At 69.4% G+C, this 26,428-nt stretch carries 20 protein-coding genes; 9 read left to right on the top strand and 11 right to left on the bottom strand.

Annotated features, from left to right (window positions below):
- Positions 1-674 precede the first annotated feature (674 nt).
- The 3 genes from ACFUC1_RS01350 (at position 675) to tcmP (ending at position 2,903) form a co-directional block, all read left to right on the top strand.
- Positions 675-947, top strand: coding sequence for a hypothetical protein (locus ACFUC1_RS01350; RefSeq protein ID WP_379116092.1), 273 nt, complete (start codon positions 675-677; stop codon positions 945-947).
- Positions 934-1,683 (top strand): Fic/DOC family protein, encoded by a 750-nt coding sequence (locus tag ACFUC1_RS01355; RefSeq protein WP_379116093.1) that lies wholly within the window; start codon positions 934-936, stop codon positions 1,681-1,683. The genes ACFUC1_RS01350 and ACFUC1_RS01355 overlap by 14 nt, the downstream gene beginning before the upstream one ends.
- A 74-nt stretch (positions 1,684-1,757) precedes the next feature.
- A complete protein-coding gene (gene tcmP, locus ACFUC1_RS01360) occupies positions 1,758-2,903 on the top strand; it encodes a three-Cys-motif partner protein TcmP (protein WP_379116094.1) in 1,146 nt (381 codons plus the stop codon).
- Here the strand turns inward: tcmP and ACFUC1_RS01365 are convergent.
- The 5 genes from ACFUC1_RS01365 to ACFUC1_RS01385 all read right to left on the bottom strand — a co-directional run bounded on the left by ACFUC1_RS01365 (position 2,900) and on the right by ACFUC1_RS01385 (position 8,288).
- The gene (locus ACFUC1_RS01365; RefSeq protein ID WP_379116095.1) at positions 2,900-3,640 is read right to left on the bottom strand and encodes a DUF5131 family protein; all 741 of its coding nucleotides are present in this window, start codon (positions 3,638-3,640) and stop codon (positions 2,900-2,902) included. The genes tcmP and ACFUC1_RS01365 overlap by 4 nt on opposite strands.
- 224 nt (positions 3,641-3,864) lie before the next feature.
- On the bottom strand, positions 3,865-4,107 hold the full coding sequence (locus ACFUC1_RS01370; protein ID WP_379116096.1) for a hypothetical protein: 243 nt from the start codon (positions 4,105-4,107) through the stop codon (positions 3,865-3,867).
- A 23-nt stretch (positions 4,108-4,130) separates the two neighbouring features.
- Positions 4,131-6,173 (bottom strand): DEAD/DEAH box helicase, encoded by a 2,043-nt coding sequence (locus ACFUC1_RS01375; protein WP_379116097.1) that lies wholly within the window; start codon positions 6,171-6,173, stop codon positions 4,131-4,133.
- A 277-nt stretch (positions 6,174-6,450) separates the two neighbouring features.
- Positions 6,451-7,935 carry a hypothetical protein gene (locus tag ACFUC1_RS01380; RefSeq protein ID WP_379116098.1) on the bottom strand — a complete coding sequence of 495 codons (1,485 nt, stop codon included), beginning with the start codon at positions 7,933-7,935 and terminating at the stop codon, positions 6,451-6,453.
- The gene (locus tag ACFUC1_RS01385) at positions 7,932-8,288 is read right to left on the bottom strand and encodes a hypothetical protein (RefSeq protein ID WP_379116099.1); all 357 of its coding nucleotides are present in this window, start codon (positions 8,286-8,288) and stop codon (positions 7,932-7,934) included. The genes ACFUC1_RS01380 and ACFUC1_RS01385 overlap by 4 nt, the downstream gene beginning before the upstream one ends.
- A 226-nt stretch (positions 8,289-8,514) precedes the next feature.
- Between ACFUC1_RS01385 and ACFUC1_RS01390 the strand changes: the two genes are divergently transcribed.
- Complete coding sequence (locus ACFUC1_RS01390; RefSeq protein WP_379116100.1) at positions 8,515-9,372, top strand: hypothetical protein; 858 nt, start codon at positions 8,515-8,517, stop codon at positions 9,370-9,372.
- Positions 9,373-9,809: 437 nt separating this feature from the next.
- A complete protein-coding gene (locus tag ACFUC1_RS01395; RefSeq protein WP_379116101.1) occupies positions 9,810-10,766 on the top strand; it encodes a hypothetical protein in 957 nt (318 codons plus the stop codon).
- Between the two features lie 857 nt (positions 10,767-11,623).
- Here ACFUC1_RS01395 and ACFUC1_RS01400 read toward each other — a convergent pair.
- The gene (locus tag ACFUC1_RS01400) at positions 11,624-12,064 is read right to left on the bottom strand and encodes a hypothetical protein (RefSeq protein ID WP_379116102.1); all 441 of its coding nucleotides are present in this window, start codon (positions 12,062-12,064) and stop codon (positions 11,624-11,626) included.
- Between the two features lie 257 nt (positions 12,065-12,321).
- Here ACFUC1_RS01400 and ACFUC1_RS01405 point away from each other — a divergent pair, with 257 nt between their 5' ends.
- The 3 genes from ACFUC1_RS01405 to ACFUC1_RS01415 all read left to right on the top strand — a co-directional run bounded on the left by ACFUC1_RS01405 (position 12,322) and on the right by ACFUC1_RS01415 (position 14,956).
- On the top strand, positions 12,322-13,878 hold the full coding sequence (locus ACFUC1_RS01405; protein ID WP_379116103.1) for a ParB/RepB/Spo0J family partition protein: 1,557 nt from the start codon (positions 12,322-12,324) through the stop codon (positions 13,876-13,878).
- 72 nt (positions 13,879-13,950) lie between these two features.
- Positions 13,951-14,733 carry a DUF932 domain-containing protein gene (locus ACFUC1_RS01410; RefSeq protein ID WP_379116104.1) on the top strand — a complete coding sequence of 261 codons (783 nt, stop codon included), beginning with the start codon at positions 13,951-13,953 and terminating at the stop codon, positions 14,731-14,733.
- Complete coding sequence (locus ACFUC1_RS01415; protein ID WP_379116180.1) at positions 14,669-14,956, top strand: DUF932 domain-containing protein; 288 nt, start codon at positions 14,669-14,671, stop codon at positions 14,954-14,956. The genes ACFUC1_RS01410 and ACFUC1_RS01415 overlap by 65 nt, the downstream gene beginning before the upstream one ends.
- Positions 14,957-15,023: 67 nt before the next feature.
- Here ACFUC1_RS01415 and ACFUC1_RS01420 read toward each other — a convergent pair whose 3' ends face one another.
- Positions 15,024-15,494, bottom strand: a complete 471-nt coding sequence (locus ACFUC1_RS01420; protein ID WP_379116105.1) for a hypothetical protein — start codon at positions 15,492-15,494, stop codon at positions 15,024-15,026.
- Positions 15,495-15,534: 40 nt separating this feature from the next.
- Positions 15,535-15,873, bottom strand: coding sequence for a hypothetical protein (locus tag ACFUC1_RS01425; protein ID WP_379116106.1), 339 nt, complete (start codon positions 15,871-15,873; stop codon positions 15,535-15,537).
- A 221-nt stretch (positions 15,874-16,094) separates the two neighbouring features.
- Between ACFUC1_RS01425 and mobF the strand changes: the two genes are divergently transcribed.
- Positions 16,095-21,926: a MobF family relaxase gene (gene mobF / locus ACFUC1_RS01430; protein WP_379116107.1), complete on the top strand. Its 5,832-nt coding sequence runs from the start codon at positions 16,095-16,097 to the stop codon at positions 21,924-21,926.
- A 304-nt stretch (positions 21,927-22,230) separates the two neighbouring features.
- On the opposite strand, the gene ACFUC1_RS01435 is transcribed toward mobF, so the two are convergent.
- From ACFUC1_RS01435 to ACFUC1_RS01445, 3 genes are all read right to left on the bottom strand, one after another.
- A complete protein-coding gene (locus ACFUC1_RS01435) occupies positions 22,231-23,619 on the bottom strand; it encodes a bifunctional DedA family/phosphatase PAP2 family protein (RefSeq protein ID WP_379116108.1) in 1,389 nt (462 codons plus the stop codon).
- Positions 23,620-23,955: 336 nt separating this feature from the next.
- Complete coding sequence (locus ACFUC1_RS01440) at positions 23,956-24,507, bottom strand: hypothetical protein (RefSeq protein WP_379116109.1); 552 nt, start codon at positions 24,505-24,507, stop codon at positions 23,956-23,958.
- A 71-nt stretch (positions 24,508-24,578) separates the two neighbouring features.
- The gene (locus tag ACFUC1_RS01445) at positions 24,579-26,069 is read right to left on the bottom strand and encodes an alkaline phosphatase (RefSeq protein ID WP_379116110.1); all 1,491 of its coding nucleotides are present in this window, start codon (positions 26,067-26,069) and stop codon (positions 24,579-24,581) included.
- Positions 26,070-26,428 lie beyond the last annotated feature (359 nt).

Raw genomic sequence — 26,428 nt, forward strand, 5'->3', positions numbered from 1 at the left:
CTTCTGATCCGTAGGGATCCTTGGAGGGGACGGGAGCCGACCCGGCGCGCCCACGGCCGACACCTCAACCCGGACAAAGTAGCAGGTCAGCGCCACGCCAGCCATAGTGTCGGGACTATGCCCATCAGGTCGGGCAGGGTCGCGCGACCGAGCCCTCACCGGCCTATTTGGGCCGAAATTGGGCCGAGGCTCCATGAGGGCCGCCCGTCCAAGAGCGGCCAGCAGCCGGCCACATGGGCGAGACGCCGCGTGCCCCAAAGGCCGGTATGACGCGCCGAAGGATCGCGGAAGCCCAGTGCGTTTGGGTGAGACATTCGAACGATTCCTCACCGGGTCGCTAGCAAAATCCATTGGCGGTCCGCGAAACCTTGGAGGAGAGCGATCTCGGGATCGAGGAGGTCCCTGCGGGCGGCCTGCGCAGAGTGATGGCCCCGCGATCCAACTCGATTCGCTAGCTAAATGCGGTCTCATCACGGGTCTGCCTCACGACGCCGCGAACCACGCTCCGGAGCGCATCGACGCAACCGAGTCACCTCTCGACGTTCGTGCCGGTGCTGTGATCACGCTTGGCATTTCGGCACGGTTCTCTGGGACCCCCAGAGGAGCCAGCCGACTGAGCAGGGTCTTGGGGCGTGGGGCCGGTAGAATTGGACGGAACGAAGGAGGGGCACACGATGGGTCAGAGCACTTCGCCCGACAAGGGCTCGTTCAAGACGGTGAAGGTTGGCAAGAAGAAGGCCGGGTTCACCAAGAGCGGAAACTTCAAGCCGGTCAAGGTCACGAAGACGAGCCGCAAGGTCGTCGTCGAGAAGGCGATCCACAGCGGCGAGATGGAGGGCGTCCACGTGTCAGAGAAGGGCCGGGAGGACGCCAATGAGTACGTTGCCGGACACATCGACTCCGACCAGCTGGTCGCCCGGGCGCGGGCCCGGTATGGCCTTGACTGAGCCGGCCGATGATCCCTACATCGACCCGGCGACCGGGGTTCTGCGGAACCTCGTAGGTGCCAAGACGAAGGTCGCGCTCGAGGAGATCGAGGGCGACCTTTCGTTTGCCCGGCTGGTCCAACTGGTCGACCACCCAGTGGCGCCGACCGGGGACCTGGACGAGCTGCGCGCCATCCACCGACACCTGTTCCAGGACGTATACACTTGGGCGGGCGAGCTGCGGACCATCAACATGCGCAAGTCCGTACCTGGCGCCGACCTGTTCCTTCCCGTCGAGCTGCTGCGGCCCGCCGCCGGCAACGCGTTCATGCAGCTGCGCGAGGACAACATGTTGACCGGCCTTTCTCGCGAGGAGTTTGTCGAACGACTCGCACACCACTACGACCAGGTGAACTACCTCCACCCGTTTCGAGAAGGCAATGGACGAACCCAGCGTCTCTTCTGGGACCGGATCGCCGTCAACGCCGGCTGGGTGCTCGACTGGTCGAAGACGAGTGGCCAGGTGAACGACCACGCCTGCCGCATCGCCACACGCGACAGCGACCTGACCCCGCTGAAGCGGATGCTCGACGACATCGTTCGCGACCTGCCGGCCGATGGCCGCGCCCCCGGCGTCATGCCAAGCCTGACGCTGGGCACCGCCATGTCGCGGCGGCGCACCAAGATGCCGGAACCACCGGCGGACCTGCCTCCAGGACCGGGCGGCGGCCGCGGACCAACTCGCGGGGGCCAATAGCTGCGTTTGACGGCCTTTGGTCCGGATGGTCTGCGATTCTGAGCCTCATCGTTCGCGCAGAGGGGGATGAGAGTTTGTCGACGACCGTGCCGTGGCCGATCGCGCCGCACACCGTGGTGAAGCACGAAATCTACAAGCGGTACCTGAGCTCGTGGTTCGAAATCCTGCTGACATCCAGAAACGCCTTCCGGTCCGCAACGTACGCGGAGGGCTACGCAGGACCAGGGATCTACAGCGGGGGTGAAGCGGGCTCGCCGGTGCATGCAGTCGAGGCCCTGATGGCCTCGACGAAGATGCAGACCTGCTCGAGGCCGGTGGCGTTGGTCTTCGTCGACAAGGACCCCAGGTGCACGGCGCTGCTCGCTGACCGGCTCGCCGCGGTGGGGATGGAACCAGATGAGGCCAGCGATGATGAGACTGTGCGAGGGTCCATCCCGGGTCGCGCGGGCGAGACGTCTGTGGCGATCGCGCGAGGGGAGTGCGGCGATCGCTTCCTCGAGCAACTGGACGAGGCTGGCGCTTGGGACACGCCAATCTTGGCCGTGCTCGACACGTGGGGGCTGCCGACCTTTCCATACGAGATCCTGCAGCGCGTCGCCGCCAACCGCGCGAGCGAGGTCATCGTCACGTTCGGGCCGCAGCATTTCATCCGGTTCCACGCGGACAAGGGACCGGAGGTCGACGAGATGTTCGGGTGGGATCCCGCGTGGCGACAGATTGCCGGTATGCCCGATGGGGAGACCAAGAAGCGGCACCTGCTCACTGCCTATCGCGCAGGTGTCGGCAAGGCGGGCTTCGGCCACCTTGTCGACTTCGAACTCGTCGACACGCGAGGGGAGTCGCTGTACCTGGTGTTCGGCACCAACGACCACAAGGGACTGTCTGTGATGAAGGAGGCCATGTGGAACGTTGACCCGAACTTCGGTGTGAGGTTTCGCGATCCTCGCGACACCATGAACGAGGCGCTGTTCGTCGTCGACGACCCCCAAACCGCGCAGCTTGAGCGACTGTTGGTCGATCACCTGGCGGTCGTCCATGCCGAGGGTAAGCCCGACGTCTACGTGGAGATCCTGCGACGTTGGGCACTGGAGGAGACCATCTACCGCGAGCCCCACGTCATTCCTGCCCTGACGAAGCTAGTCGAGGCTGGCATCGTGCAGGCGGATATGGATCCAATACGCCGTGGTTCGCGCGTGCGGCTCACTCCTACCGTTGACTAAGCCGAAACCGGATACTCGTCCCAGGTGCGGCCGTCCAGTTCGCGGCCGAGTCGCTTGGGACTGCGGGCGGCCCACTGCTTGAAGAAGAACGGCACTTCGGCACCTAGACAGGCGTCACGTATCCCGCGCGCCCAGGCGATGTCCATCGGTCTGTAGTTGGGTCCCGACTCGCCGCCGGCGATGACCCAGCCGATCCCCCCGAGGTTGATGCCGTCGAGCGGACCCAGCAGGGGCTCGCAGGACAGGAACCGGACGGTCGCTGGGATCCGGCGCAGCTGGTCGATGCGATGGAAGTAGGCGCTGGACTCCACCGAGACGCCGAGCCACATGTTCGGCGGGAAGTCGAGTTGGTCCGCGAGGCGGCGGGCGCGCACGGCGCGCTTGGTGAGGACCTGGTAGGTGTGCTGCGGGGTGTCAGCCATGACGGCGAACACGTCCTGGATGAAACTCACCGGCACCCGGGCGTGGAACAGGTCCGACATCGAGTTGACGAATACCAGCTGCCGCGATCGCCAGCCGTAGGGCGCTTCGAGCGCGGAGGGATGAGTGGTCACGGCGAAGCCCGGCCCGCTGGTCCGTGGGTCTCCGTCGTTCTGGTACTTGGCGACCCCCATCGCTTTGAGGCGCTTGGACAACGTGAGCGCGTAGCAGTTGTCACAGCCCGCTGAGATGCGGTCGCATCCTGTTACCGGGTTCCAGGTCGTCTCGGTCCACTCGATGCCCGATCGGCTCGACATCGCGCCCTCCTTGGCATTCGAACGTGTGTTCGATTGTATCGGTACCCGGTGTCAGTCATCGTCGCAGCCGGGCGGCCGGTTGTCGTGCGGCGCGCTGGCTAAGGAAGCAAGCTGATCGTCCAGCCGGTCGCTGGTCTTCGAGGCATCGTCGGTGGGGAGCCGCGTGTCGCGGTCATTTGGTCGAGTGGGCACCGAACCGGTCGGTGCGGGTAGCTCCCGCTGGGTTACGGGGTGAGTCGCATGTCCGACCGCAACGTCTCGAGGTCCATTTCGGCTCGGTCAAGGATGTCCTTGGCCGACTCTTGGCAGTAGTTGTGCTTGCTGCCGTCGGCGTCAGTGACGACGAGGCAGGTCTCGTCCTTGAGGATGTCGTGCTTGTGCTTCCCTGCCTTGTGGCGCGAGCAACCCCGCTTGCGCTTTGCGGTCTCGACCTTGACATTGCCGAGCACGGCCTTGATCTGGGGCATGGAGGGCTTCCTCTCGTGTGGTCCTACAGCTTCTTGGCGATGTCGTCGCGGACGCGGTCGGCGATCGCGTCGAGGTCGTCGAATACCCGAGTGAGTTCGGCCGCGGACGCCTTGCCACGAGCGTCCCCGAGCTCCGTAGTGACCGCGGCGTTCAAGAGTCGGGTGACGACGCGTAGATTGGATTGGCGGGGCCCCCGGGTGACCTTCATCAGCGTGAAGCCATTGCGCGGCACATCTAGGTCCTCAAGGACCCGGTTTGCCACCGACATCGTCCGCTCGTTGAGCCGGGTCCGAGCGCTCTGGCGCTTGCGCTGCGGCGGGACCGGGATGGGCAGCGGCTGGTCCACCGGCTGGGTCGTCTGCTTAGCAAGCAGGCTCGCCCGTAGCTGTTCGAGGGTGATGATGTCGCGCAGCTGAAGACCCGGGGCGACGTCACGGTCAAGCATCTCCTCGAGGACCCGGTCGTCGGTGGGGTCGAGGTATGCCTGGTCGATGAAGCTCGCGAGGACCTCGTTGTTGACCAACATCCCGTTGTCAAAGCGCCGCGCGCGACCATGGCCGTCGGCGTCGGCCTCTTCGACCGCGGTGCCCGACGTGCCCGTGGTCCAGTCGTGGATGAGCTCCTGGTCCTCCAGGTCGAGTTCGCGGAACTCCGACCATCGCTCGTCGTTGTTCAGGCCGACGTGGGAAACGACGAAGCCACGGTTGTCGGGGTGGTCGGGCATGTTCTGTTGGACGACGCGCATCACCCGGCCGACGAACTGGATGTAGGGCGCAAGTGAGCGGAAGGGGCGGAAGATCGCGGCGACGCTGAGACGCGGGTGATCGAACCCCTCGCCAAGCATCTGAACCTGGACGATGCAGTCGAGCGTCCCGGTCTTTAGCCTCTCGAGGACGGCGTCGATGTCGTCCTCGTCCATGCCGCTGTGGATCTCGGCGGCGACGTAGCCGCACTCCTCGTATAGGGCGCGGACCTGTCGAGCGTGGTCGACCGAGCATGCGGCGGCAATGATCTGGTGCTTGATGCCGGTGTCGGCGCGCATGGTGTTGCACTGCTGGATGCTGGCCTCGACGATGTGGCGGTTGCACTCCTCGCTGAGGGCCACGCCGCGCCGGAACCACGCCTCCTCACGAAGCTCGAGAACCTCATCGAGGGTGTGCATGCGGCTGTCGTCGGCGTAGGTGAAGTAGAGCTCGGCCGGGGCGACGTTGCGAGAGTTGATCTGCTTGATGTAGCCATTCACCATCGCGCGTGCGAATGAGAAGCGGTATAGCACGTCACCGTGCATCTGCTGTTGGTCGGCACGGAACGGCGTTGCGGTGAGGCTGATGACCTTCGCGTCGGGGAAGCGGCGAAAGACTTTCTGCCAACTCTCGGCCGGAGCGTGGTGCCCCTCGTCGACGAGGATCATGTCAAAGAAGTCGGGGGGGAACTGCGGGAGCCATCTATCGGCACGGCTTGCGAGTTGCTGGACGTTGGTCACGACGAAATCGCTCTCGATGGCGTCGTGGACGTTGGCCCTGGCGCCGTCGAGGACTGCGGTCCAAGGGCCGGCGGTGAAGTCGGATAGCACTCGGGTCTTGGTCCAGAAGCATTCGCGACTGGTGACGTCGAGGGCGTCCGTGACTCCCTTACGGATAGTCAGGTTCGGGGTGATGACCAGGACGCGACCCTCGGAGATTCCGAAAGGCAGGGTGGCCATGATGCCGGTCTTCCCACAGCCGACGGGGATCTGAAGGATGCCAGGCTCCTTGGAGTTGGCGAAGTGCTCGCGGACGGCGCGGTGCGCCTCCTTCTGCGGCTCGCGAAGCAAGTCGTTGGCCTCAATGTCGGCGTTTGCGGTGGTGAAAACCGATGTCTGGCTGGTGGCGTCCTCGGCCCGGCGGTACTCGAGCCGAAACGGCTCGAGGTCGGCGCGACGGTAATACCGGTGCTTGCTGCCAGGCCGCCGCACGGCGGGGAGCCTGCCGTCGCGATCCCACCGGCGCAAGGTCTGCGCCGAAACGCCGACATACTCCGCAGCCTCGGCTACGCGGACGAAGTCAGAGTCAGGATTATCACTCACCTAACTAATCTAACATTCTTACCATAGCCGCACAACTACCACTAATGCCGAAAGGACACAGGTGGGAGTCAACGGATCCAGCATGTCCGTGCGACGCGCGTCAATGTGGGCCGATAGGTCACACCCGCACCGTTTGAGTCTGCGGCTGCTCTCTCGGTCGCGGTGTCGGTGTTCGGTTGGGCTGCGGTGGCTGGGCTCGTCGCCGGTTGGGTGGACACGACCAGCCACTCGGGCATCGTCGCCCGTGAGTCTTGAGTCGCGCACTATTGCGTTGTCGCTACCGCTCGCAGCGCGGTCCTGGCACGTCCACTGCCGGCTTCGGCGGGCACCGGTCGTGCAACGCTCGCCCGAGGCAAGGGGTTTGTTCAATGGCAGGCTGGCCCGCGGGCATTCTGGTTCCCAGATGGCTGCCGGCGCACATCGCTGACCGGGCGTCGCTGACGAGAGCGCTGATGGTGTCCATGAGCTGGCCACGGACGCTGTAGGGAAGTCGGACGGCGCGGTTGGCGAGGAGGTCCTGGGGAGTCGCCGCGGCCGCGCGGGGACTGTCATCGGCGGTGACGTGGCTGCCGAGGCTCTGGCGATGGGCGGCCATGGCCATGCTGTTGACGGCTCTCGCGGCGCCGGTGAGCCGGCGATCATGTACGGCGTCGCTGGTCACGTGGGCGAGGTCGACGTTCGCGGAGAGTACCTGCCCGACGAGCGCGGGAATGCGGCTGAGGTCGGTCCGTGCGGCGATGACCGCCGTCCGTGACGTGGCGGCGCCTTCGTGGAGGATCTCCAGGAGGGCGGCTCTGGTTTCCCTACCGGCTGCGGCCAGATCGGGGTTTGTGCGGCGGTCGGCGGGTGGGGTGAGTGCCGACCAGGTGCGGGCGAGGGTCTCCCAGCGCGCTTGGGCGGTGACGAGGGCGCGGTCCAGGTGGCCGCGGTGTTGGGCCTGGTCGACGTGCCCGGTCTCCGCGGCGGCACGCAGCAGGACACTGCTGCCGGTCAGGATGACGGCTTGGGTGCGGGCTGCGAGCATGAGGTCCGCGGTATGGGTGCTGCCGGCGAGGACGCGGTGGCTGACGACGTCCCAGGAAGCGAGGGCTTGGGCGAGGCGGCCGGCCGCCGGCGGGTCGCGGTGTTCCCCGGCGAGATCGCCCGGGTAGAGCTGGACAACGACACTGCCGGCGAGGTGCTCGAATGCGGCGATGTGCTCGTAGGCGGCGCGGACCTGCCGCAGCGACTCACCGGCCGGCACACGACGGTGGGCCGCCAAGTTCGCCTCCAGCTCCCGCAGGTGACGGCCGACCGCGACGTTGACGCCGTGGGAGCCGACGTACAGGGTGTGCAGGATCCGGGTTCGGGCGGCCTTCAGGTCCGCGAGCTGTGCGTCGGTCAGCGGAGGCTGAGGGGTCCGGTGCCGGGTGACCAGATCATCGGCGCGGGCGAAGCTGCTGGCGATCTCCAGGTGGCGCTCGTCGGCGCGGCCCTGACCCGGCCAGCCTGTCCGGTGTCGCCGGTGGTGGGAGTCGGTCATTGCCTGGAGTCGCTGCATCGTCAGGTCCCCGAGGTCGGGGAGCCTGTCCTCGGTGCCCGGCTGGGGCGGAGCGGTGGTTGGCAGGGCCCGCCATAGCTCGCCAGCGGCTTGGACGACCTCGCCCCAAGCGCGCAGCATCGTGGCGGCCTCCAGGTCGTGTACCTCCATCAGGATGTCTCTGGCGGTGTGATCGGCGTGCAGGAGCAGCTCGCCGACGCTGCGCTGGTCGGTGCTGTTCACGAGGCGAGCTCGGACATCAGGTCGCACACCTCGACGACCAGTTGCGACCCGCCCGCAGGCAGGTCCTCGACCGGGCACCGGCGCAGAACCTTCTCGGCCGCGCGCAGCAGCGCGAGCGGGTCGTCGCCGGTGATGTCCTCGACCGTCCCGAGGCTGACGTCTGCGGGGAGCAGTTCGAGCGCCTGGGCTGCGGCCAGATCCAGTCCGAGGCCTCGGAAGCGGAGGCGGGGGTCGGGCGTTGACCGCGCCTGCGCCCAAGCGAGGTCTGAGGCCCGGGCCAGCAGGGCGGCGGCCGTCGCCAGGCACGCGGCGGGATCGATGGTGGCGGCGGTGCGGGGGTCGGTGCGCATCATGGCTGATCTCCTCGTGGGTGGGGATGCGTCGATTGGTCTATCGACTCAGGTCGCGGCGCGGCAGGCGGCACGAACGTTCGGCTGTGGATGAAGCGGCCGAGACTGTCGTCGGTGGGGATGACACTCTTCGTGAGCCTTAAGGCCACGGGTGCCTTCCTGGCGGTCACCACCGCCGACAGTGGAGATAGAGGCACTAGTGCAGAGGGTCGGATGCGAGGTGATGGGAATGACGACGCTGAAGAAGGTGGGGGCGTACGGTCCCGCCGTGGTGGTGAGCGTGGTGCTGACGTTCGTCGTAGGGGCTGTGCTGCCGCCGCCGGTGGGGCTGGCGGTGTTCGTGGGTGGCCTGACCGTGATGGTCGCCTTGCTGCTCGGTGTGGGTGAGTCCTCGGCGGTTCGCGTCCTGTTCCGCGCACGAGGCCTCACGCTCGCGGAGGCTGATGCCCTTGCGCCGGCCGTAGCCCTGCTCTGTCAGCGCGGAATCCCGATGAACCGACTTGACCTTCGTGTGCGAGACGGGGTCGTGCCGATCTCCGCCTGCGGGGTGGGTCGCCGGACCGCGGTGGTCTCGGCCGGCTTGGTCGGCGCCGTCCGCGACGGGCAGCTCCCCGTCGACCAGGCGGCCGCGGTGCTCGGGCACGGGGCCGGCGTCGTCCTCAGCGGCGCGGTGCGTTCGGATCCGGCTTTGGCGTTCTGGACGCTGCCGTGGCAGGTCATCCAGCGCCCCGCGTCCGCCCTCGCCGTGGCGTGTCGGCGGCTTCCCCTGGCCGCGATGGCGTGGAAGGTCCGGTTCGTCCTCGCCGTCGTCGCCGCCGTGCAGGCCGTAGCGGCCGGTCAGCCCGTCGTGGCGCTCGTGCTGGTGACGGCCACGGCCCTGACGTACGCGGCGTGCGCGGGAGGTCGCGCGTGGGCGGCCACGATCATGGACATCGGAGACGAGCAGGTCGCTCGGGCCGGCCTGGCCAATGCCCTGGCTCGGTTTCTGCTCCGGTGCTCAAGGTCGCCATCGACACACGAGCGGGTCCACGCCCTCACGGGTCCGGCCCTGCGGCCGCGGCCGGCTCTGGTCACCTCCGCGCCGTAGATCCGGGTCGACTCAGCTGGACGTGGGCCTCCACAAAGGGGACGGCGGCAGCCTTGGTGTCTGGGCCCGCCCATCGGACACGTTCTGTAGGAGTCAGCAGCCCGCGTCGTCCGGGGCCACGACGGCCAGCAGCTGGTCGATGCGCCGGTGCGGAACGTAGTTGAGGCCTACGAGGGGGACGCATCGGCTGCACAGGTCCACGCCGGTCGGCGCGCAGACCCAGTGGCACCCGCCGGGACACGCGTGGAGGTCGGTGCACCCGCAGACGAGGCACACCCGGCGACGCGAGTGTCCGCCTGCCTGCACGGTCTCGATTTCCGCTGCGAGGTCGTCGGCGGCGGCACAGAGCCGGCCGGCCGCCCTCGGGTGCCCCGTACGTCCACCTGACGCCATGTCCGCGGCCTTGGGTCTCGACGCGTGTTGTCGAGGAGTCCGGGGTGGACCGAATGACCTACAACAAGGCGTGGGCGGTCGCCTATAGCCGAGACCGCGCCTGTGGTCGGCCGCGGTATGTCGCCGCCCACGAGACCCGCGCCCGACTCATGGACCTGGTCGACGCTGGCGTGCCCCTTCGCGCGATCGCCCAGGCGACTGGCCTGAGCGACACCGCGGTCGGCCACCTCGTCGCCGGACGCCGCGAACTCGTGCACCGGCATACGGCCGAGCTCGTCGCGGACCTCAGCCTGGCTGACGTGTTCGACCGGGCCAGCGGCAACGTGCCCAGTATCGGCGCGACCCGGCGGATCCAGGCCCTTATGGCCATCGGGTGGCGGAAGGCGGACCTCGAGGTGGCCGGAGTGCCCGCCGCGCAGCTCGTCACACGCACCCGGGCCCTTGTCAGCGTCCAGGGCTGGCGCCGGACGCGGGACGTGTACGAACGGTTGAGCATGACGCCTGGGCCGTCCCAGACCTGTCGGGACCGAGCTCGTGCCCGGGGGTACGCGCCACCGCTGGCCTGGGACGAAGACGCGATCGACGACCCCCGCTGCGCCCCGCACGTCGACTCGGCGACGCCGGCACTCGTGGACCGGGTGGCGGTCGACCGGGTCGTGGCCACCGCAAGTGCCCACCTGGGTTGCGATACCAGGTTGCGGCTAACTCCGCAGGAGCGCGTCGCAGCCACCCGGGAGATGGCCGCACGCGGATCCTTCGACACCGAGATCGCTCACGCTCTCGGGGTTTCGGACCGGACCGTCCTGCGCCTGCGACACCGACACGACATCGCTCCCGGCGTCGCCTCCAACCACGTCAGCCACGTTCCATCGCCACGGAGGATCGTCGGCGCCGATCCCGCCGGCGCGGCGCGGCTCGCTCGGGTCATCCAAGTGGAGAAGGCAGCCGTCCCCGGTCCCGGACCAGGAGGCGGGACGGCACCCCGAGCGGTCGGCACCTGACCGCTCGACGTTCACACCGCGCCGCAACTGGGAGACCCGGGGCCGCACGCCGCCCCGCTGGAAGCCGGAGCCGCCGCCCGGGTCATGGTGGCTTTTCAGCGGTCCGCGACGACACGGGTTCCGACGGGGCTGTGGTCGCAGCCATGCCCACAGACGGAGAACGCCGGTGGCCGGCCTCCCGAGCCTGCGCGACCCGCGGTCCTCGGTCACCTACCTCGAGCGCGGCGAATGGCACGAACTGGGCCCCCTCGGACCAGACGACACCCGCTAGGCTCTGACCCGGCCAGCCGAGATGGCCGGCCGGCCGATGGACCGCGACGCCGCCGGCATCCTCAGCGAGGCCACCGGCGGCTAGCCCTACGCCATCCAGGTGTTCGGTCACCACGCGTGGCGCGCGTCCGCCGGCTTCCCCACCATCACCCTCGACCACGCACGGCACGCAGAAGGCGCCGCACCGGCAGACCTAGCCGGCGGCTTGTTCGCCGGCCGATGGCACGACGCCAGCCCCAAGGAACGCGACTACATGGCCGCCATGGCAGCCCATCTCGTCGACCACGGCGCCGTAGCCCACGCCGACATCGCCCGCCGACTCGGCCAATAACCCTCCGCACTGTCCTACCTGCGCTCCCGACTCCTGGTCAAAGGAACCATCTTCTCCGACGGGCGGAGCGTGCGTTTCCTCGTGCCCGGCATGACAACGTGGATCCTCCAGCACGAGCAGGGGTGAACGCTGGCGCCGGTCTGGGTCCGCGTAGACCAGAGCGATATGAACGAGCACTGTCACCAACTCGTCGCCAGAGCGGTGGCGCGGGCCGCTTCGCGAGCTGACGGATTCCGGTGCCGTGGGCTCGGCGCGATCAGCTACGAACGGGGTGGTTCGGCAGCCGGCCAAGGATCGGCGTCAGCTCACCGCCCGCACGTCCTCGCGCGGCGTCGACTGCGGCTACGACGGCCTCGCGGAGAAAGGCCGAGCGGCTGAGGACCACTCCTCCGGCTCGGCGGTCCTCGACGATGGCCTGCTCGAGCGCCGAACGAGTGCTCGCCCGCAGCGGATGGTGACGATTGAACCCTCGCCGGCCGGCGCCGACCACAGAGCTCGAGCCTTCGGTCCGCAGCCGTGCCCGATCGTCGACCCCCAGGGCCGCGTGCAGCTCGATGGCCTGGTGGATCCAGCCGATGAACGCACCGGGTGCGTTCGGGTCATTGTCCAGGTCCGCCACGTATGCCGCTCGCGCCAGCTCCCAGAGGTCCGGGTCCCAGTAGGCACCGGTCGAGATCGTGTCCTCGACGGTCTCCACAACCACTCTTCTCCCTTCGCGGCCTAACACCCACCCGTGCGGCATTCCCGGCCCGTGGCGCCGTTCTCGTGCAGTCGAAGCCAACGCGATGAGGCCTCGGCCGCCGGCCAGGAGCGCGCCGGTTCGGACCGTCCTTTTCCACAGTCAAGCAGGTGCCGCAGCCCTATCCACAGGCTCACCAGACGCTCTACAGCCGCGCCGTGGCTCCGATGAGAATAGCGCATGTCAGTTCGTTCTATTCGACAGGAGCAGCACAGATGGACACCAACCCCACGCCGGAGGCCACCGCCGCCGAGCAGATCACCCTCGTTCAGATCGACCCGGCCGCGGCCGTCGTCGGCCTGAACGTGCGCACCGACGCCAACCTGACCGCCGACTTCGTGGCCAGCATCCGTGAACTCGGCGTGCTGGAGCCCGTGGTCGGTCACTACGACGAGGAGGGGCGGTTCGTGGTCCTGCGCGGCCAGCGTCGCACCCTCGCCGCCGTCGAGGCCAAGAGCGCCAGCATCCCCGCCGTGGTCGTCGACCGTCCAGAGGACGCCGACCGGATCGTGCACCAGATGGCAGAGAACGACCACCGTTCAGGGATGAGCACCGCCGACCGTATCTCCGGCGTGAAACAGCTGGCCGCGTTCGGGCTCACGGCCGCGCAGATCAAGCGCCGCACCGCCCGGCCTCGCGCCGAGGTGGACGCGGCCCTGACTATCGCGGGGAGCGAGTTGGCCGAGAAGGCGGCTCAGCGTTGGGACTACCTGACCCTCGATCAGGCCGCGACGCTGGCGGAGTTCGAGGACGACGCCGAGGCGGTCAAGGCCCTGATGCTCGCGGCCAAGGAGGGCCACGGGTTCGAGCACACCACCCAGCGACTGCGCGACGAGCGCGAGGACGCGGCCGCGATCGCCGCCGCGACCGAGAAGCTGACGGGCAAGGGCGTGCGCATCGTGGACCGCCCGAGCTACGAAGACAAGACCACCCTCGGGCTGGACCGCCTGGCCGCGAAGGAGGGCGGTCGCGCCTACAACAAGACCACGCACGCCAAGTGCGCCGCGCACGCCGCGTACTTCCGGATCAGCATCGCCTGGGAGAAGGACGAGAAGGGCAAGGACGTCCGGGTCCGGCAGGCGGTGCCGCAGTACGTCTGCACTGAGTGGCGGGGCGCTGGCCACGTCGACCTGTGGAACCACGGTGGCGCCTCGTCCAAGCCGAAAGCGGCAGACATGAGCCCCGAGCAGCGCGAGCAGGCCCGCGCCGAGCGCCGGGACGTGATCGACTCCAACAAGGCCTGGGACACCGCCGAACCGGTGCGCCGCGACTGGCTCGCCGCCTTCGCCGCCCGCAAGGCCGCGCCCAAGGGCACATCGGCCTTCGTCGCTCGCGTGCTCACCGAGCACCCCGAGGTCGTCGCCGACGTGGGCGGGTCGCAGTTGGCCGCCGAGTGGTTCGGTCTGAAGCACGTCGGCTACGGCTACGGCAGCGGGTGGGCCGCGCTGATCGAGAAGGCGACCGACGGCCGCGCCCAGGTGATCGCCCTGTGCCGCCTGCTCGCGAGTCTGGAGAAGGGCACCAGCCGCCAGTCGTGGCGACGCGTCAGGCCCGCCACGGCGGACTACCTGACCTTCATCGCCGCCAACGGCTACGACCTGTCCGACGTCGAGAAGCGCGCGGCAGGCCTGCTCAAGCCCAAGCCCGCACGACGCAGCCGCACCAAGGCCGCGCCTGCCGCCCCGGCTGCCGACGGCACGGAGCCCGAAGGCCCCGACGAGGCGGAGGCCCAGTCCGAGGACGACGCCGAGACGGCCTCCCCCGCCGCCTGATCCCCCGGGTGTGCGGGTTGTCCTCGGGCAACCCGCACACCCCCTCGAATAGATCTACAAGGAGCACTCACCATGACTCACCACATCGAGACCCACGGCGACCTCGCGGCCGCCGTCTTCGCCCGGCAGGACGCCTGGCACCGGCTCGGGACGACCGTCGCCGGACGGGCCTTCACCGCCGAGGAGGCCATGCGACTGGGCCACCTCGGCGGGTGGAACGTCCACAAGGTCCCACTCAGCGCCAACGTGCTGGATGAGGACGGCGTCACCACCCTCGACGTTCCCGCCTTCGCCACCGTGCGCACCAACCCGTTCACCCAGCGGCCGGAGGCTCTGGGCGTGGTCGGGTCCGGGTACCTGCCCCTGCAGAACGAGGAGCACGCCGAGTTCCTCAACCTGCTCGCCGACGAGTCCGGGGCGATCTTCGACACGGCCGGTTCGCTGCGCGGTGGGCGTCAGGTGTTCGTCACCATGCGGCTACCGGACTCCCTCGTCATCGGCGGGACGGACCGCGTCGACCTGAGCATCGCGGCCCTGAACAGCCACGACGGGTCTAGCGCCTTTCGGCTCGTGGTCACCCCCGTGCGGGTCGTCTGCGCCAACACTCAGGCCGCAGTCCTGCGTGACCACGTGTCGAGTTGGAGCATTCGCCACACCAGCAACGCCAAGGCCGCTGTGCAGGCCGCCCGCGACGCTCTGGGCCTGACCTTCGCCTACGCCGAGGCGTTCCAGGCCGAGGCCGAACGGCTCCTCGAGCAGGAGGAGGACCGACGCGCAGTTCTTCGACCTGATCCGGGCCACGTTCGGCACGACGCCCGACGACGTGCCGCGTCGGGTCCGTCGGGCCTCCGGTGACCGCTTCGCCACCCTCAGCCGGCTCTTCCACGACGCCGACACACAGGCCGGCATCCGGGGCACCGCGTGGGCTGGCTACCAGGCAGTGGCCGAGTACGTCGACCACTTCGCGCCCGTGCGCGCCAAGGTCGCCGCCGACGACGCCCGAGCCCAGCGGCTGCTCACCACCGAAGGCCCGAACCGCATCAAGCGCGCCGCTTGGGACGCCCTGGCCTCGACCTGAGCGCGCGCCCTCAGCCCAGGGCCCGGAGCGCTCGACCACGAGCCGCGCTCCGGGCCCTGATCAATGCTCACCACAGCGGCAGCTGCTCGCCGAAGATGCGGCGCAGCCGCCGAAGACCGGCGGCCACCAGCTGAGGATCCTCACGCGCCATGTCGCGCAGCTCCAAGGCTCGACGTCGCGCGCCCCGAGGGTCGACCAACGGCGAGCCGGTCAAGGCTCGACGGATGGCCCACTCGCGCCGGTTCTCGACGTACGTCGAGGCGACCACGTGCTCGGGGTGCACCCGCTGGCACAACGGGTTGTCGCATCGGTGCCCGAGCACCTCCGTCGCGGCCAGAGCCTCGACGCCGTGCACCTGGGCGAAGCCGAAGCGGTGCGCCACGATCACACGACTGGTGGCGAACCAGAACCGGCCGTGCCCCTTGCCGCTGATGGCACCGGTCCACCACCAGCACTCACTGCCCGCGACCCGGACGATCTTGCGCTCACGTCGCGCCACGGTGTCGGCGTCAGCGACCGCCACGCCGAGCAGCGCCAAACCCTCCTCATCCAGCCGTCGAGCACCCACAAGACGCGCCTCAGTCGCCCCGCTCCTCGTCGGCCGCCGAGCCGTCCGAGGCGGCCAGCGCGCACAACCGCGCCACGTCCCGGCGGCTCAGCCCCTCCCCGCACCACTGGATCGCCTCGTCCACGCTCAGGCCCTCGACCGCCGTCATCTGGAGCAGCGCCTCCCCCGCGCGCTGCTCGTAACGCCGCATCACCTCGTCCCGCTCGCTGAGCGCCACCACGACCTCGACCCCTCGGGCACTGAGCCGCTTCTCCCGAGCCACCCGCTGCTCGCGCATCTTGGCCTGCGCATCCAGCGCCGCCCGACGTGCCGTCTGCCGAACTCCCTGCTTGCCCAGTGCCTGACTCATCGCCCGTCTGTCCCTTCCGAATCGCTGAACCTGTCACCCGACTAAGGCCGCGACCAATCCCCCGAGTGGACACCGCACCTCCGACAACCACCGAACGCCCTGACGTACCCCACCCGAAACCGCCGGAGCCCATGTCCCACACACCTCATGCATTCCCGGTCGTTGAAGGTGCAACTACTGACCACTAGGGCGGCCTGCCGAGGCTTCCTACAGGTGTGACCATGTCCATCCACAAGCTGACGGCCGGGAGCGGGTACGACTACCTGACCCGCCAGGTCGCCGCTCAGGATGTGACCGAGAAGGGGCACACCGGCCTGACCAGCTACTACGCCGCCAAAGGCGAGGCACCGGGCCAGTGGGTCGGGTCCGGGATGGCCGGCATCGACGGACTGTCGGCCGGTGACGTCGTCACCGCCGAGCAGATGCAGGCGCTGTTCGGGTCGGGTCACCACCCGCTGGCGCAGCAGCGCCGCGACCAGCTGCAGGGGCCGGATCTGACCGACAAGGACTGCCAGGCCGTCACCCGGCTGGGCGTCCCCTACAAGGTCTACAGCGGGGACGTGTCCGCATTCCGGCTCGAGGTCGCCCAACGCATCGCCGAGCTGAACCTCAGCCGCGGCACAACGGGCCGCGCCGTGCGCGAGGTGGCCGTGTCCGTAGAGGAACGTGCCCGGATCCGATCCGAGGTCGCGGTCGAGTTCTTCCGCAAGGAATACGGGCGGGACCCGGCCGATGCCCGAGAGATCGCCGCGACGATCGCCAAGCACTCCCGCCCCCGCACCACTGCGGTCGCCGGATACGACCTCACGTTCTCACCCGTCAAGAGCGTCAGCACCCTGTGGGCGGTCGCCGACCCGGCCACTGCGGCGCGCATCGAACGGGCACACCAGTTGGCCGTGAAGGACGCACTCACCTTCCTCGAGGAGCACGCCCTGTTCACCCGGCTGGGCACCAACGGCGTGCGGCAGGTCAACGTCAAGGGCCTCGTCGCGACTGCGTTCACCCACCGCGACTCCCGCGCCGGCGATCCCGACCTGCACACCCACGTCGCGGTGGCGAACAAGGTCCAGACCGCTGATGGCCGGTGGCTCAGCATCGACGGCCGGGTGCTGTTCAAGGCCAACGTGTCGGCCAGTGAGCAGTACAACACCTCCCTGGAGAAGCACCTTCGGACCGATCTGCGTCTGCGCTTCGAGGAGCGTCCGAACCCCGATGCTCGCAAGCGTCCGGTGCGGGAAGTCGTCGGGGTCGACCCACGCCTGAACGAGCGCTGGTCTGCCCGGCGAGCCAGCATCGAGGCCCGTCGGGCCGAGCTGGCACAGCAGTTCCAGACCACCCACGGGCGGCCACCCACCGAGGTCGAGTCGATCCAGCTGGCGCAGCAGGCCACCTTGGAGACGCGGGAGGCCAAGAAGGCTCCACGCAGCCTGGCCGAGCAGCGGCAGTCGTGGCATCAGCAGGCGGTCGAGGTCCTCGGCGACGAGGCGGCCCTCGCGTCCATGGTGAGCTCGACGATGGCGTCGACCGCAGCCGCGCCGACGATGATCGACGAGGCCTGGATGACCAGCACAGCCGAGCAGATCGTGACCACCGTCGAGTCCCGCCGCAGCACCTGGCAGGTGTGGCACCTCCGGGCCGAAGCGCTGCGGCGCGCCCGGGCCGCCGACCTGCCGGCCGACGACGTCGACCGGGTTGTCGACGCCTTGGTCGATCAGGCACTGCGCCGCCACTCGGTGCGGCTGTCGCCCGACGGCGACGGGATCTGCGAGCCGGCACAGCTGCGTCGCCGCGACGACCAGAGCGTGTACACCGTGCACGGGGCCGAGCACTACACCTCCTCGCGGGTGCTCGCCGCGGAACAGCGACTGGTCGCCGCGGCAGGGCGCGCCGATGGCCACAGGATCAGCCTCGAAGCGGTCGACCTGGCGCTGCTGGAGACGGCCGCGAACGGAGTCACCCTCAACGCTGGGCAGGTCGCACTGGTCCGCGGGATGGCCACCTCCGGTGCCCGCCTGCAGCTGGCGATCGCTCCTGCCGGAGCTGGCAAGACCACGGCGATGAGGGCCCTGGCGCGGGCATGGGAGAACGGTGGAGGTGTCCTCATCGGGCTCGCCCCCTCGGCTGCGGCGGCCGCGGCCCTGCGCGACCAGATCGCCACGGACGCCTCCGTACACACCGACACCCTGGCCAAGCTGACCTACGAGCTCGCCAACGGCGAGGTGCCCGAGTGGGCGACCCAGATCGGCCTGGACACCCTCGTGGTGATCGACGAGGCCGGCATGGCCGACACGCTCTCCCTCAACGTCGCCGTCGACTGGATCACTGCTCGCGGCGGCAGCGTCCGCCTCATCGGCGACGACCAGCAGCTGGCCGCGATCGGAGCCGGCGGGGTGTTGCGTGACATCGACGCCACCTGCGGCGCGTTGCGGCTCACCGAGCTCATGCGGTTCGCCGACCCGGCGGAGGGGGCCGCCTCACTGGCCCTGCGCGAGGGCCAGACCGACGCCCTGGGCTTCTACCTCGACAACGGCCGGGTCCACGTCGGCGACCTCGCCACCATGACCGAGGACGTCTTCACGGCCTGGGAGGCCGACCTGGCAGCCGGCCACGACGCGATCATGCTCGCGCCCACCCGGGACCTGGTCTCCGACCTCAACAGCCGTGCTCGTGCACACAGGCTCGAGCACGCCGATCCCAGCGAACAAGCATCCCGCGCGGTCGCGTTGGCCGATGGGAACCAGGCATCCGTCGGGGACCTGGTCATCACCCGCGCCAACGACCGGCGGCTGCGAGTGACCGCATCCGATTGGGTCAAGAACGGCGACCGCTGGACCGTCCTAGGTGCCGACTCACCCGCGGCGGGCGCCCGGTCCCTCACCGTGCAGCACACTCGCAGCGGCCGGATCATCGACCTCCCGGCCGACTATGTGGCCACATCGACCGAGCTCGGCTACGCCACTACCGTGCACGGCGCCCAAGGCGTGTCCGTCGACGCAGTCCACGGCCTGGCCACTGGCCAGGAATCGCGCCAGCAGCTGTACACGATGCTGACCCGGGGCCGGCTGGCCAACCACGTCTACCTGGAGGTCGTCAGCGACGGCGATCCGCACAACGCGATCCGCCCGGACAGCATCGCCCCACCCACCGCGACCGATCTGCTCGAGCGCGTCCTGGCCCGAGACGACTCCCCGTTCTCGGCGACGACCTTGGCCCGGCAGGCGGCCGACCCGGGGACCCTGCTCGGTCAAGCGACGACGCGCTACACCGACGCGCTCTATGTCGCCGCCGAGGATCTACTCGACCGCGACACCCTCGAGGGTCTCGAGCGAGCCGCCGAGGCCGTGGCTGACGGCCTGACCGGCGACCCGGCGTGGCCCACCCTGCGCGCTCACCTGATCCTGCTCGCCGCCGCCGGCCCCGACCCGGCGCTGGCCCTCGCCGAGGCCGCCCGCGGGCGCGAGCTCGACACGGCCGGCGACCGGGCTGCCGTCCTGGACTGGCGGCTGGACGACACCGGCCTCCGCAACTCCGGGCGCGGCCCCCTGCCGTGGATCCCTGCGATCCCGCGGCGCCTCGCTGAGCACCCCCAATGGGGTCCATACCTGCGTCAGCGCGCCGACCTGGTGTCCGACCTCGCCGCCCGCGTCCGAGCCGGCTCCGAGGCGGCGCCCACCCGTGCCTGGGCACGGCAGGGCGCGGCCCGTCCCGACACGTCCACGCTTGGCGACGTCGCGGTCTGGCGCGCCGCGATGCAGGTGCCCGAGGAGGATCGCCGGCCCACCGGCGCACCCCAGCTGCAGAAGGCTCCAGCGCGGTGGCAGCAACGCCTCAACAGCGCTGTCGTCGGCGACCGCTCCCCCGCCCTGCAGGAGTGGGGCGACCTGCTGCGCCGGGCCGCCCCGGCCGCGGCCGGGGACGACTTCGCCCCGCTCTTGGCCGAGCGCCTGGCAGCGATGTCCCGGGCCGGGCTCGCCACCCGGCAGCTGCTGGGCAACGCCATCGGTGAAGGCGCCCTGCCCGACGACCACGCGGCCGCCGCACTGTGGTGGCGGATGAGCCGGCACATCGCACCGGCAGTCGCTCAAGAGGTCGATCAGGCACACAACCTCACCTCGGACTGGGTCTCCGACCTCGCAGCGAAGGTGGGCACAGCCGCCCTCGAACAGTTCCGCAGCAGCAGCTGGTGGTCCGCGCTGGTTAGCTCCGTCGACCACGCCCTGCAACGTGGCTGGTCCCTGGCTGACCTCATGGGTGTCGCCGTCGTCGACGACAGCGACACCGACCCCGCACAGGCCATGGTCTGGCGTCTGTCGGTGCTGACGGACCCGCCACCCGTGACCGAGGACCTCGACATCCCCCACCCCGACGACGACGCCCCGCACGACGTCTGGGACGTCGCCCCGGGCGCGGAGGCACCACACCCGGGGTCGCCCGAGGCATGGCGGCCGCCGGAGGCCGGCGACGCTGAACCCGGCCTCGCCCCGCTTGAGCTCCTCGAGCCCGAGCTCGAAGACCTCGAGGAGGATCTGGCCCTCGTCGACCAGGCGGAACTCTCCGTCGACGCGCAGCTGCAGCTGGCTGCGCTCGAGCGATCCGTCATGCGTCCGCTGCAGCCCAGTGACGCCGAGATCGAACTTCAGGTGACCCGGGCCGCCGAACTCGACTTCGCGCCCGTGACGGCCGCACGAATGCTTGAGATCAACCGGCTGACGCTGGACTACTACCGCCACCACTACGACGGCAGCTGGGCGCAGCAGTACCTGTCCGAACGGCTCGGCCAGGATCCCGCCCGGACGCCGGGCCTGTCTCCTGGGTACGCGCCGGCCGGGTGGACCAGCCTGGTTGCGCACCTGCGCCGTCTCGGCGTCACAGACGAGGAGATGACGGCGGCCGGCGTCGCGACTGCGGCACGGACCGGACGGCTCATCGACCGGTTCCGCGACCGTGCCGTCATGCCCATCGTCCACGAGGGCGAGGTCCTCGGGTTCGTCGCACGTCGCAACCCCGCGTTGGCCGACGACGACAAGGCCGGACCCAAGTACCTCAACACAGCGGACACGGCCCTGTTCCACAAGGGTGCGCAGGTCTTCGGTCTCGTGCCCGAGCTGGACTCCACCACCGCGACGCTTGTCCTGGTCGAAGGTCCTCTGGATGCCTGGGCGGTCACACTCGCCACCGGCGGCCGCCGCATCGGCGTCGCCCCCCTGGGGACGTCGCTCACCGATGAGCAGGCGACCCAGCTCGTCGCCCTGGGCCGGCCGCTGGTCGTGGCCACTGACGCGGACCTGGCCGGCCGCGTCGCCGCAGAACGCGACTACTGGCTCCTCACCCAGCACGGGCTGGATCCGGCCGCGGCCACCTTCCCGGCCGGGCTGGACCCGGCCGACATCCTCGCGCGTGATGGGGCCGCCGCCCTGGAGCGCGCGCTGGTCACCGCGAAGCCACTGGGTGACATCCTGCTCGAGGAGCGACTCACCAACCTCGCCGGCGAGGTCGCGCTCCACGACGCCGCCCAGGTCCTGGCCGCCCGACCGGAGCAGCACTGGATCCCCGGCATCGACACCGTCGCCTCCCGGCTGACGCTGTCCCCCGCCGCGGCCCGCTCCCGGCTCGCGGCCAGTGTCGTGGCATGGAACCGCGACCCGCGGGCCGCGGCCCGGGCCCGGCTCGACGAGACCGCCCGCGTCAACGATCGCCTCACCGCCGCGCTCCAGCAGTCCCCGGCTCAGCGGTGGGCAGCACTTGCCTCCGAGGTCCACCCGCGACTGACTTCCCAGGCGGACTGGCCAGCCCTTGCCGCGATGATGCAGCTGGCCCACAACGACGGCCACGACGTGCCCTCCACGGTACGGCGGCTCGTCGAGAACGAGCCCTTGGCGGCGGATCTGCCTGCTCAAGACCTGCGGTATCGGCTCGTGGCGACCCTGCCTATCGATGTCGCGCCATCGGCACCTCCAGAGGCCACGGCGCGTCCCCAGAGCCCTGGCACGGAGCACGCCGGCCGGGCGATCCAGAGCCGGCCTCGACCGGCGCCGCGCTCGACCCGTCGCTGACTCTCCCCGTCGCTGATTCCGGATCCGAGGAATACATTCGACATGGTCGACTGACGCAGCCCGGCGCCGCGCTGACCGGTCGTCCGGCACACGGAATGAGAGCGCCGACGCGATCCTTCGATTGCTGTTGCACGAGATGCCGCACGCGGCGTGCATCCACGTTGTTCACCTGCGCATCCTCGTCCGCCTGAAGATCGGAAGTCCGGCCGGTTAAACCGCGCTGGCTTTGACGCTGAAGCCACAGTCATGTCCGCGCTTTAGGCGTAATGAGGCGGCTGCGCCGGCGCCTCCGACGCGCCGCCGGTCACGGAACTGTCGGGTCGGCAGGCCTAGCGTCGAACCCACCCGCGGCCACGGTTCTCTCTACACCGATCACGGCGGTCAGCCAGGTTGCTCCGACAACCCACCCGCCAAGGACGTCGCTGGTCCAGTGGTACCCCAGGAACACGCGGCTTGCACCGACGACCACGGGAACGGTTATGCAGACCGCAGCGACGCCCAAGGCCGTCCGGCGGTTCCGCAGCCGGGTCACAGCGAGGTAGGCACCCAGGCCAAACACGACGGTGCACCCGAGTGTGTGACCGGACGGAAAGCTGTAGCCGGTCTCAGGCAGGAGGCCAGTCGCAGGCAGCGGTCGCGGGCGGGCGACGGCCCACTTGATCACCCACGTCAGGCCCACGGCACCGGCAGCAGTCGCCCCCGCCATCACCGGCGTCCACCATGAGCGGCTGAGCGCTCCTGCGATTGCCATGAGCACGAGGGCCATGACCGCGAGCACGGGCTCGCTTCCCACAGTGGTCACGGCATCGGCGATCTGGATGCCGGGCCCGACCCGGTAGGGCGCCAGGGCGGCCGCGATCGGGCGGTCCAGGCGTGCCAGATCATCCCCTTCCGCAGCGGAGTCCCCGATGGCGATGCTCGCCGCTGTCCCGATGGCGAGGACGGCAGCCAATGCACCGGCAGCGCCAGCGCGACTCGTGGTGAGCGAGGCGTGGCCCCAACGCGTGCCCCGGCGGTCTCGTGCGCGCGACTTGTCCGGATCAGACCCAACCGTTCCTTTCACCACATGGCGGCGCGCCAGGCGGATTGCGACGCCACTCGCTGTTAGGAGAAGCCCACCGCCCGTGACGATCGAGATCGTACGCAGCAGACCGTGTGCGCCGACCAACGACGTCCCGGCGGTGTATCCGAGCAACGTGACGGCAACCGACCACACAAGGCCGCCGACGACATTGGCCAGCAGGTAAGCCCTCCAAGGCATCCTCACCATGCCTGCGAAGGTCGGCACAAGCGCACGCAGCACGCCCACCCAACGGGCGCCGATGACCGCAAACATCCCCCGTCGGGCCAGCAGCCGCTCCGTCCGGTCCCAGCTGGCCTCGGGCACCCGGCGTCCCAAGGCGCTGCCTCGCAGTCGCGGCCCGCCAAGGCGCCCTACGCCGTACCCGACGCTGTCTCCCGCGATCGCCATCACGGCGGCAAGGGGCAGCAACACGCCGATCGATACGCGGCCGCCCGCCGCCATCACCCCGGCCACCAGCAGCGCAGTCTCCCCCGGCAGTACCAGCCCGACGAACGCGGCCGACTCCAGAAACACGAGGGCGCCTACCACCACGTAGACCGGCCAACCGCTCATCCGCGACAGCGAGTCCAGAGCAGTCAGCACGGGAGTGACGATGTCGAACGAAGCCATCAAAACAGTCCTTGCCATCGCGCCAACCCTCCACGGGTCCTAGTTACGATCGTAACCTAGAGCGCCGTCGCGTCGCCGTCGCGTCGCCGCCGCTCGCTGCCGCTTCGGTGGCCTAAACGCGTGGGAGATCGCCTGCTGCCAGCAGGGAACCGACGTCGTCGCGTAGGCCGACAGCGGTGCAGGCCCGTCGGAACGTGCCCCGGGCGCTCATGACTCGCAGTTCACGTTCAAAGGCGGCGATCCCGGCAGTTCCCCGGGCCCAACGTGCGGACGATGGCCACGACTTCGTGGCCGTTGCCTCATTCATCAAGCACAACGATCGTGCACCGCACCGGGCTATTCGTTGACGAGGACTGGAACTCCGACCGCCGCTGAGACGGCCTTGCCGCGCATGTTCGCCGGCACCGAGATGCTGAACTTCTCAAGCTCGTTCGGGGTGCCCTGCTCACCATCGCTGGCATGCGCTTGGGCCTCGTCGTGGTGGTAGGTGGAACGTGCCGTGCCCAGCAGGCGACCGCTGGCGTCGTAGAAGCCGGCGAGTGCCTCGAACTCGAGGATGTCGCTGACGTCGCTTGTGATGGTGGCGGTGCCGGTGACCCGTGAGCCATCGAAGGCCAGACCGGTCAGGGTGAACCGGTCGTCGAATGGGCCGGGCGCCTGGACGGCCTTGCCGCGGGGCGGGGCCGGGGCGTCCAGGGAGGCCAGCGTGGGCTCACCGGAGGCCGGGGACAGTCCCGGCAGGGAGGTTCGTGCCGCAGGTTGGGCCCGGTGCGGCGTACTGTCCGCACGCCCGGTCAGGGGCTCCAGCATCCACCCGGCGGCGAACAGGCCCACCAGGGCGAGCAACCCGACGACCAGGGCGCGGTTCTTGTTCGCGACGGATCGCATCGTGTTCCTCTCAAGACCTTCGGGTGGTCCCGGGCGCATTCGCAGCGCCCGGGACCAACCCTGAGGACCGCCTACTTGGTGACGCCGAGGGCGTTGCCGACGATGTGGAACAGGTCGGTGTTGTCGATCTCGCCGGAGACCTGCTCCGAGGACGGCCCGTAGCCGAAGACCGGCACGTCGGCCCCGGTGTGGTTGCCCGACAGGTAGGTCAGCCACAGGCTGGCGTCGGTGCTTGCGTCCGTGACCCCGGCGGGGTCGTCGGCCGTGCGGAAGGTGGCCGGGGCGAAGTTCTTGACGTTGCCGGCACCCGTGCCGTTGATCGGTCCCGTGGACCGGGACGGGTCCTTGACGTTGCCGCTCGTCCGCAGCGTCGCGGAGTTGTTGGCCGGGTTGCCCCCGTCGTTGTTCGTGGGCGGCGCCGCAGCCTCGGCGTTGGTGAACGTGCCCTTCTCGATGATGTTGAAGCCGGCGCACTCGTGGTCCGCGGTGACGATGACCAGGGTGTGCCCGTCACGCTTGGCGAAGTCCAGCGCGACCTTCACCGCGTCGTCGAAGGCCTTGGTCTCCTCCAGCGTCTGGGCCGCGTCGTTGGCGTGGGACCTCTTGTCGATGAGGGCGCCCTCGACCTGGAGGTAGAAGCCGTTGCCCTTGGAGCTGCGGTCCTTGAGCAGGTCGATCGCCTTGGACGTCATCTCGGGCAGCGAGGGCTCTGCCGCCTGCGGGGCGGCGGGGTTCTCCCGCTTGAACTTCTCAATCGTCAGGTTGCCCTTGTTGAACAGGCCGAAGACCTTCTGGGCCTTGGCGGCCTGCAGGTCAGCGCGAGTCGCGACCGTCTGCGTGGTCGGCGACGAGAGGACGTCGTAGCCCTGGGCCTTGAGGGCGTCCTCGTCCGCAGCGTCAAAGCGGGACAGGCCGCCACCGAGGATGACGTCGGCAGTGCCGTTGCGTGCGATCTGCTTGGCGATGGGGGTGACCCGGACGTCGGTTGTGGGCAGTGCCTGTCCGGTGATCGCCAGGTCCTGGCACGAGGATGCGCTGTACGACGGCCCCTGGCATCCGCGGGCAAGGGCGTGGCTGAACTGCCCGGCCGGGGTGGCGTCGGTGATCTCCGCGGTCGAGACGTTGCCGGTGGCGTACCCGGCGTTCTTGGCCAGCTCCATCACGGTGGGGACGACCTTGCCCTTGGCGTCCACACCGACTGCGGCGTTGTAGGTCTTGACCCCGGAGGACCACGCGGTGGCGGCCGACGCGGAGTCGGTCACCAGGTTCGGCTTGAAGTCGGGCTGACCCGGCTGACCCGACTTCTTCTCCACCGCGTAGGTGGCGTTCTGACCGACGACCGGCATCTGCTCCATGTTGAGCTTGCCGTTCGCGCCGTAGTAGCGCAGTCGCGCTGCGTCGACATGGGTGCGGCCCATGCCGTCGCCAAGCAGGTAGATCACGTTCTTGACCCGGCCGTCGTTGCCGTCGGCCGCAGGGGCGGCGGAGGCGGAAGCGGCCGCACCGGCGACAACCGCCATCACGCCGAGGGCAGCACCGGCTGCCTTCATCGAGCTTCGCATGAGAATCCCTTCACAGTTCCCAAGAGGCGCCATGGACGGCGCCACGCTCAACCTAGGAGCGGCACCCCACGCGCCCGAGGCCGCTCGAATGACCGGCAGGTGAACTGTTGGCGGCCACCAGACTGCCGACGCCGGACAATTGACGAGTGGTGACTGCGCGGTGATGCCCTGGCCCCCTGCTGCGGCAACAGCGGGTGCATTGAGGGTGTGCGCCGGTTCGCGCTGGGCCGCACTCTTGTTACGGGCGTTTCATGTCTCTAGGCTGCTGTGATGCCGCCCCGGCAGGGACCCCCTGATGTTCCTCTCCCCTGCCGGGGCGGCGCACCGCACGCGCGTCTTGAGAGTTCTCTCAGCCTTGC

The sequence above is a fragment of the Pedococcus sp. NPDC057267 genome (assembly GCF_042668795.1).
Taxonomy (GTDB): Bacteria; Actinomycetota; Actinomycetes; order Actinomycetales; family Dermatophilaceae; genus Pedococcus.

Bases quoted from the DNA above. Each gene is read 5' to 3' on its own strand.
- ACFUC1_RS01350 (WP_379116092.1), top strand. From the start codon at position 675: ATGGGTCAGAGCACTTCGCCCGACAAGGGCTCGTTCAAGACGGTGAAG.
- ACFUC1_RS01355 (WP_379116093.1), top strand. From the start codon at position 934: ATGGCCTTGACTGAGCCGGCCGATGATCCCTACATCGACCCGGCGACC.
- ACFUC1_RS01365 (WP_379116095.1), bottom strand. From the start codon at position 3,640: ATGTCGAGCCGATCGGGCATCGAGTGGACCGAGACGACCTGGAACCCG.
- ACFUC1_RS01370 (WP_379116096.1), bottom strand. From the start codon at position 4,107: ATGCCCCAGATCAAGGCCGTGCTCGGCAATGTCAAGGTCGAGACCGCA.
- ACFUC1_RS01385 (WP_379116099.1), bottom strand. From the start codon at position 8,288: ATGATGCGCACCGACCCCCGCACCGCCGCCACCATCGATCCCGCCGCG.
- ACFUC1_RS01390 (WP_379116100.1), top strand. From the start codon at position 8,515: ATGACGACGCTGAAGAAGGTGGGGGCGTACGGTCCCGCCGTGGTGGTG.
- ACFUC1_RS01405 (WP_379116103.1), top strand. From the start codon at position 12,322: ATGGACACCAACCCCACGCCGGAGGCCACCGCCGCCGAGCAGATCACC.
- ACFUC1_RS01410 (WP_379116104.1), top strand. From the start codon at position 13,951: ATGACTCACCACATCGAGACCCACGGCGACCTCGCGGCCGCCGTCTTC.
- ACFUC1_RS01425 (WP_379116106.1), bottom strand. From the start codon at position 15,873: ATGAGTCAGGCACTGGGCAAGCAGGGAGTTCGGCAGACGGCACGTCGG.
- mobF (WP_379116107.1), top strand. From the start codon at position 16,095: ATGTCCATCCACAAGCTGACGGCCGGGAGCGGGTACGACTACCTGACC.
- ACFUC1_RS01435 (WP_379116108.1), bottom strand. From the start codon at position 23,619: ATGGCTTCGTTCGACATCGTCACTCCCGTGCTGACTGCTCTGGACTCG.
- ACFUC1_RS01440 (WP_379116109.1), bottom strand. From the start codon at position 24,507: ATGCGATCCGTCGCGAACAAGAACCGCGCCCTGGTCGTCGGGTTGCTC.
- ACFUC1_RS01445 (WP_379116110.1), bottom strand. From the start codon at position 26,069: ATGCGAAGCTCGATGAAGGCAGCCGGTGCTGCCCTCGGCGTGATGGCG.